Genomic DNA, 7,984 nt, shown 5'->3' with positions numbered 1-7,984 from the left:
ATCCTCTAATACAATATTTGGGTCTTTAATTTCGAACAATTTTGCGATACTATGTATATATGCCAAGTGAATTCTCCTTTTGATGGTTGTGGTGACTATATTATAAAGGAAATCACTGGCTTTTTTTGTACAAAAAATTAAAAAGAGTGTCAGTGAGGATTTCCTCACCAACACTCAAAATTTTAGAACCGTTTAATGTCATTATATTTATTGTTGTTTTAAATGCTTATTCTAAGCCTAAGTGGCCTTTAACTAAATCTTCAATTGCTTGGAATTCAACTGTGATGTCTGCATCACTTAATAAAATTCTTTCAATCGCCATTTCGATTTCGTTGAATACTTCAGAAGCTCCAACATATCCTGGTTGTGACATACCGTAAGGTAACTCAGCTGTCGCTGCTTCAACTAATGGATTCTCAGCTATGAAAGCTGTCCATGTTTCAGATTCAGTACCTTGAACAGTAATTGGTAAGTAACCCGTTTCTGATGCCCAACGTGCTGTATTTTCAGCTTCTAATAAGAAAGCCATAAATTGAGCTGCACCAGCTTGCTCTTCTTCTGTAGCAGAAGAGAACACACCTAAATCGTTACCAGCGAACAATGTTAATGGTTCACCTTCACCAAATACTGGTAATTCAGCAGTTGCTAATGTAATACCAGATTCTTCAATCCCTGGTAATACGTATGATAAACCAGCTGATGATCCGATGTATAAAGCTGATTCTCCTGAAGAGAATGGTCCTGACATAAAGCCATCTTCGCCAGCAGTACGTGCATGTCCTGCTGCAATTAAGTCATAAATAAATTGAGCAGGTTCAGTTGCTGTTTCAGATGCAATCTCTACTTCAGTTAAATCTGGAGAAACCCAAGCCGCGCCATTTTGACGAGCCATTGTTTCTAATTCCATTGAAATACTGTTTTCTAGACCCATTGCAGGTTTATCAATTCCAGCTTCATCTAATGCTACACCTAAATCTAAAACTTCTTGCCAAGTAGTAGGGATTTCAGCACCAACTTCAGCTAACATGTCTTCGTTGACATACATAATACGAACTGATTTTGAGAATGGGATAGCATAGATTGAACCATCGTAAGTTACACCATCAATAAATCCTGGGTAAATACCATCAACTAAATCAGTTGTCCAACCATTATCATCTGTCATTAAATCATCTAAAGCAATTAATAAACCTTGATCTTTAAAGTCAGGTGTATTTGATGACGTTAATTGAGTCATCGTTGGTAAATTACCTGAAGCAGCTGATGCCATGATAGATTGTTGTAAAGTACTGTAATCACCTTGGTTTTGCTCAACAACTTCTACAGTATCTTGAGAAGCATTAAACTCTTCTACCAAGCTTGTAACCATTTCTTGATGTGGTCCGTTCATTGCATGCCAGAAAGTTACTTGAACTTTCTCTTGTGCAGACGCTAAAGGTGCGAATACGCTTGATACTGAGAATGCAACTAATGCTGCAACTAATACTTTAATCTTTTTCATTAATTTATTTCCCTCCTGAGAGAATATGTTAACTTCTACAACGACTAGCCTTTCAAGCCTGAGCGAGAAATGCCTTGGATAATATGCTTCTGCAACAATAAATAAATGACTACCATTGGAATTACTACCAATGTCGACGCCGCCATCAACAATTCAAACTTCGTTCCGGCTTCTGTCGTAAAGGCCTGTAATCCTACTGGCAAAGTACGTAACGCTGTATCGTTCGTGACAATTAATGGCCACATGAACGAATTCCAACTTCCAATAACTTTCAGAATCATTACTGCCACGATGGAAGACTTAGAAAGTGGAACCATCATTTCCCAAAGGAAACGCCAGTCACTAGCACCATCTGTTTTAGCAGCATAATACAATTCATCCGGTACGGATTGGAAAGATTGTTTTAAAGTAAAAACAGAGAATATACTTGCCAACCACGGAATAATTAATGCCCAATAAGTATTAATCATGTTCCAATTCGCTAGTGTAACGAAATTTGGAATCGTCATTAACTCACCAGGAACCATCATTGTCGCTAACAAACATAAAAAGAGTATATCTTTACCCCAAAACTTTAGTTTAGCAAAGGCAAAAGCTGCCAATATGCTCGTAAATAACTCGCCTGCTGTTGACGTAAATGTCACAATCACACTATTAATAAAATAGCGGGCGAATGGGGCTGCTTCTAAGGCTTTCGAATAATTCGAAAATAGCCAATTTTCTGGCAGCCAGGTTGGTGGGACTTGAATCGCTTCTCCACCAGATTTTAAACTCGTCGCGAGCATCCAATAAAAAGGTAATATCATGAGAATACTTCCTAAAAATAAGATGCCGTATAAACCGATAAATTTCATAATATTCTTCATTTAGAATCAGCCTCCTCTTTTTTCAAAATATGAATTACCTGCATATTGAATAATCGTAATGATTAAAACAATCCCAAATAAAACAATTCCTGAGGCTGCTGCTACACCATAGTCAAATTGTACATAAAACTTCTGGAATAGATAATAAACTAAAGTGGTTGCTGAACCAGCTGGTCCAGGTCGTCCATTAAATAGCGAGTAAACTTCATCAAAAACTTTTGATCCATTGATCATTCCAACAATCGATAACAGGAATAATGTTGGTCTAAGTAAAGGTACTGTAATGTTCCAGAAGCGATTCCATGCATTGGCGCCATCTACTTTAGCTGCCTTATAGTAATCTTCTGAAATATTTCCCAAGCCTACCATTACTAGTAAGATGTTAAAGCCCAGACCTTTCCAAATCGCCATAATAATAACTGCTGGCAACGCCATTTTTGGATCATTTAACCAGTTAATCGCATCAATTCCCACCAAGCCAAGAATATAGTTAATTAATCCATAACGCGAGTGGTATAGCCAACTCCATACAACTGAAACTGCTACTGTACTCGTCACGAAAGGTAAGAAATATACTGTTCTAAAAAAGCTCTTCAAAAATGGAATTTGATTTAACATCAATGCAATCAGTAAAGAGATAGTGATTGATGCTGGCACAACACCAATAATAAATATACCTGTATTCTTCAAAGCTGTATAAAAGTCAGGGTCATTGAAGATTTCAATATAATTATCCAAACCGCGTCCATCAATATTACCCGTTAACATATTATAATTTTGATAAAAGCTCATATCAAACGATTTGATAATTGGAAAAATCGTAAACACTCCAACAAAGAACAACATAGGGGCTAAATACAATAACGCCTGTAAGGTACTTTTTATAGTGGGTTTCTTATTCATCTTCAGTCCTGCTTTCAATTAATTGTTCTTTTTCATCAAACAACAATAAATTGTCTTTACCAACATTTAAATAGAATGTGTCCCCAACGCTTAAATCTGTCTCTATGTCCGATACAACGAATTTTTCATTAGCCCATTCACAGTGAATGGTAATATCCTTTCCAACAGTTTCAATCCGTTGAATAATTGAACGGATTAAGTAATTTTCTTCTGTCGCTGGTACAAAGTGCTCTGAACGGATACCTAACGTCATCCAATTCTCACTTAATAACGCTGCTTCAGGGTTAATCGCTGCTGAATCTTTAGTAAATGTATTAATGATTGGTGATCCAATGAATTTAGATACAAATAAATTACGTGGTTTTTGATATAGCGTAACTGGATCCGTCATTTGTTGAATCTCACCGCTCTCAAGTACCATGACGTTATCTGCAATACTTAATGCCTCTTCTTGGTCATGGGTAACAAACACTGTCGTTACGCCTGTTTCTTGTTGAATGCGACGAATTTCTTCACGCATTTCAATTCTTAAACGCGCATCTAGGTTACTTAAAGGTTCATCCATTAATAAAATTTCAGGAGATTTTGATAAAGCGCGACTAATTGCCACACGTTGTTGTTGACCACCTGATAATTGGCGAGGATACTTGTCCAATTGGTCTGCGATTTTAGTTAACTCTGCCATTTCCTCTGCTCGTTCATTACGCAGATTTTTGGCCATTTTAGACATTTTTAAAGGAAACATGATGTTTTCTCTAACTGTTAAATGTGGATACAGTGCATAATTTTGGAAAACCAATCCCACTTGGCGTTTTACAGGATCTAATTTAGTTACATCACGATCATCAAAATAAATTTTTCCAGAAGTTGCATTTAGCAAACCAGAAATTAAGTATAAAGTGGTCGATTTTCCACATCCACTTGGACCTAAAAAAGAAATTAATTCCTTACTCGGTAAAGTAAAATTAATCCTATCTAATACTTTTTTATTTTCAAACTGCATGGTTACATCTTCAAACCTAACTTGCATTTCTTCACCTCAACCTGTTTTTATGAGCATTCCAATACATCATAACAAACTTTTGTAAATTTTTCGTAAATTTGTGTAAATTTAATATTAAAATCATGATTTTCTAACCACTTCCTCATCATACACCATAACGTCTTATAGCGCTAAAAAAAACACCCACAAACTGAATAAAAATCAGTCTGTAGGTGCTTAACAAGATATTTAAGTTGTCTACAAAATATCAACAAATTAGCTTTAGTTATCTAATTCAATATCTGGATTTGTATCTTCTAGTGATGCCAAGAAATGTTCCATTTTTGTAGGTAAATCTTCTTGTGCTTCAAGATGTCGTCCGTGAATTTGCTTTTCCTTTTGAATTGCTTTCATAATCGCAGGCGTAAGATCATTCCCATCTTCATCGACGACTTTTACATGCTCAATTTGATCTTGAAATGATAAGCGGATGAGATTTATATAGTTATCACGTAATTCTTGACGTAATGCTGCTTCTCGTTCATCCAACCCGTACATTTTTTCTTTTCTTGCATAGTAATTAATTCCTTGAATAATTAATTTCATATCCATACTTATCACTCCTTTTTGAATAGTTATTACGAATCCGTAATACATATAGAGTATACCTTAAAAATCAAAGTTAGTCAAATGCTAGTTTGAATATCATCTTTTCTATCTTTACAACCATTCGACATGAATATAGTTTTCATTTATAAATGCCCATTGCTCCGGTGTATAGTTAGCTAGCGCTTCGCGTAATCTGGTCGCAATGTCAATTTCGCTTATGAATCGTATTTTGTCTTTGGTGTAGTTTTTATAATCCCCACCACCTACTGCTCGGTATTGGGAAACTGCTAACGTATAAATCGCGTCATGATTAATGGGGTCTTGTGTCTTTTCGTTAATCAAAGCTTGAATTCGCTGACCTAGTGGCTGATTTAAATCTGCCTTGATTGTTACTCCACTGAATAAATCATAATTATAGTGGCGTGGTTTTGGATGGACATACTCAGGGTTAACGTCAATTTCTCCGGTCTCATTGACAACTAAATACTCCAAATCGTATTCAATGATTTCATATAAATCCTGTCCTGTAACTTGAACTTTCGCAATTCGGTTATAGTAAGGATATACCTCCAATAGTACTTCATTGGTTACAGGGCCTGTAAATTTCGAGAATGAATCATTAATCAAGGCAACTGCACTGAAATCAGCATCCGTTTCTGCTAGTTGAAGCTGGTTCAACAACTCCACAAATGGGATACCATTTAAACGCGCTTCAAATACTGAAGTAGTTGGTACATCTAATGTTGCTTCACCTAGAACATGATTCAACCAAGCTTCACCTTGCGTGCGTTCTGGCTCAATCACAGCTTTAAAGTTTGTTTCAGCTTCATACTTGCTTGTGTCGTGTAGTTCACCTGTAAGGTCTAATATTTCACCATTTTCAACGCAAACCGTCACGGTTGCGACGCGTTCACCTGCATAGCCCGGTTGCACTGTCCAAGTCTTGCCGACTTGTTGGTTAATCAAACGATGTTGATGACCTGTTAATAGCACATCAATTTCTGGTATCTCTTGCAGCATTCTTGCTCCTTGGTTTTCGCCAGTTAAGTCTTCAAGTGGCTCCCAAGTATTCAAATCTTTTTCATAGCCACCATGATAAGCAACGACTAATACATCTACTTGTGGTCTAAGTAGTTCCACATAATATTGTGTTGTTTCAAAAGCATCTTTAAAAGCCAAACCTTCATAGTGTTGAGGCAACTCCCAATTTGGAATATAGTGTGTGGTTGTACCGATAATTCCAATTTTGACTCCTGCCACTTCGATTATTTTATAAGCTTCCCCCAATGCTGGCTCTTGTGTTTCAGCATCAACGATATTACAACATAAAATCGGTGCTTTTACTTGGTCTAGGATAACTTGGCGGTATTCAGCTCCAAAGTTAAATTCATGGTTCCCAATAATTTGCGCATCATAGCCGATTTCATTAACAGCACGGGCGAAAATATTACCATCTTCAGCAATTTGACTACAATATGTAGCAAACGAAGAACCTTGAATAAAATCGCCTAAATCAATACTGACAATTGGATGGTCTGCATTTTCTTTAATATGATTAATTGTGGCAACCGTATTTAATAGAGATTGTTCAGGTTTATTTGGTAAATTTAACCAATAGCCATGGGTATCACTTGTCATTAAAAATGTAATTTTCTGCATTGCTTAACTCCTAATCTGCTTGTCGAAATGCGATAATGTCTTCTGAGCTGTATTCTTTTCCATAAGCTGGTAACCACGTCTTTAAGCCAATTGCTTCAATGGCTTCACCATACTCTGCTGGTTTAAATGTATGCCAAGGCACCACTAACTTCGCTTGGACTAAATAGTTCACCAACAACAAATCCGCTTGACTCGCATGTCCAGAAACATTTGCATGATAAAAATCCCAACCCGCTTCAACAAAACGTCTAACATAAGGCTCATATTCAGGCATATAGCTACCTAATGGCATCCCATTTGAATGGAAATAAATACCTGCCGGCAATGTAAAGATATGTTCGTGACGTTCATAATCAAACTGCACCATATAATGTTGCGGCGAATTCTGTAACATTTCTAAGCTTACAGCATGTTCTGAATAATCTTCACTATTATGATGTAAATCTAAATATTTGACTGACAAATATCCGGTTAAATAAGGTTTTATCAATTCAAAATACGTCTGATCCATTACGAGTGTTCTACCAAGTGTCGTTATCAACTCAGCTAGCACCAATAAACGCTCAATATTCTGCGGATAACCATTAAATGCTAATAAACGCTGTGGATTTGCTTGAGCAATCGTTTCAATTGAATGCATCAATTTCATCTCGTTCGGTGCATTAATCGAATGGGTAATTTCTGCAAGTGCCACATCTACTGGATTAGGTTCAGATGCGGAATGACTAAAGGTCGTACCTTCTACCAAGAATAAATCTGCTTCAAATTGCTTCGCTTTTCGTGCCCATTCCAATACGTTTTCAGGTTGGAAACCTGTTAAGCGGAAATCGCCCGAATAAATTATTTTTAAGTCTGGCGCTTCAACAAATATACTCGCTGTACCGATTGTATCATGATCACTATTATGGAATTGAATCTTAAATGGTCCAAATTCAATTATTTCTTCTGCGGTCACTTTTTGCCAATTAACTTGGTAATGAGGCAGTAAGTTGGTTTTATCTAATTGCAAATAAAAGTTTACCGTATCCTCCAGTGCATAAACTGGAAGATCTGTCGGTAATTGACCAAATGCACCTAGATGGTCTAAATGAAGATGAGATAAGCAAACAATCGTTTTAATGTCGCTCACCTCATAGGCTTCCAATGGGAAATCTTTTAATGCTTCTTTATTATATAAGCCTTCAATCTTTGGTAATTTATTTTCTTCTAATAGATTACTTGTTGTTTCTTTACTAAGTAAATCCATAATATTGACGCCTGCTAAAGCGCCAAAATCTGTAATGATTCGATAGTCCTCATATTGGATACTAATAATATTGCCTCCAATTGTATCCAGACCACCCCAGAAAGCTAACTTAGTTTGTGCTGTCATTTAACATGTCTCCTCATCATCGTAAAGTTTTCATTGCTTATTCTAGCATTCATTGCGAAATATTGAAATAAAGATTACCTCAGCATACTAAT

7 protein-coding genes are annotated in these 7,984 nt (G+C 36.4%); all 7 read right to left on the bottom strand.

Annotation, left to right across the window (positions count from 1 at the left end):
- Window positions 1–226: 226 nt before the first annotated feature.
- The 7 genes from GF867_RS12145 to GF867_RS12115 all read right to left on the bottom strand — a co-directional run bounded on the left by GF867_RS12145 (window position 227) and on the right by GF867_RS12115 (window position 7,892).
- Entirely contained in the window at window positions 227–1,501 is a 1,275-nt protein-coding gene (locus GF867_RS12145) for an ABC transporter substrate-binding protein (protein ID WP_153833361.1), read from the bottom strand.
- A gap of 44 nt (window positions 1,502–1,545) precedes the next feature.
- A complete protein-coding gene (locus GF867_RS12140; protein ID WP_153833360.1) occupies window positions 1,546–2,367 on the bottom strand; it encodes a carbohydrate ABC transporter permease in 822 nt (273 codons plus the stop codon).
- 6 nt (window positions 2,368–2,373) lie between these two features.
- On the bottom strand, window positions 2,374–3,270 hold the full coding sequence (locus GF867_RS12135) for a carbohydrate ABC transporter permease (RefSeq protein WP_153833359.1): 897 nt from the start codon (window positions 3,268–3,270) through the stop codon (window positions 2,374–2,376).
- Complete coding sequence (locus tag GF867_RS12130) at window positions 3,263–4,300, bottom strand: ABC transporter ATP-binding protein (protein ID WP_153833358.1); 1,038 nt, start codon at window positions 4,298–4,300, stop codon at window positions 3,263–3,265. The genes GF867_RS12135 and GF867_RS12130 overlap by 8 nt, the downstream gene beginning before the upstream one ends.
- A 234-nt stretch (window positions 4,301–4,534) precedes the next feature.
- Window positions 4,535–4,864, bottom strand: coding sequence for a DUF896 domain-containing protein (locus tag GF867_RS12125; protein ID WP_172974026.1), 330 nt, complete (start codon window positions 4,862–4,864; stop codon window positions 4,535–4,537).
- A 108-nt stretch (window positions 4,865–4,972) separates the two neighbouring features.
- Entirely contained in the window at window positions 4,973–6,520 is a 1,548-nt protein-coding gene (locus GF867_RS12120) for a bifunctional metallophosphatase/5'-nucleotidase (RefSeq protein ID WP_153833356.1), read from the bottom strand.
- Window positions 6,521–6,530: 10 nt separating this feature from the next.
- Window positions 6,531–7,892, bottom strand: coding sequence for an MBL fold metallo-hydrolase (locus GF867_RS12115; protein ID WP_153833355.1), 1,362 nt, complete (start codon window positions 7,890–7,892; stop codon window positions 6,531–6,533).
- Window positions 7,893–7,984: the final 92 nt, after the last annotated feature.

It is taken from the genome of Fundicoccus ignavus (genome assembly GCF_009659375.1).
Lineage (GTDB): Bacteria > Bacillota > Bacilli > Lactobacillales > Aerococcaceae > Fundicoccus > Fundicoccus ignavus.
Note: the sequence above shows the minus strand (reverse complement) of the source record. Positions and strands in the feature narration are given on the sequence as shown.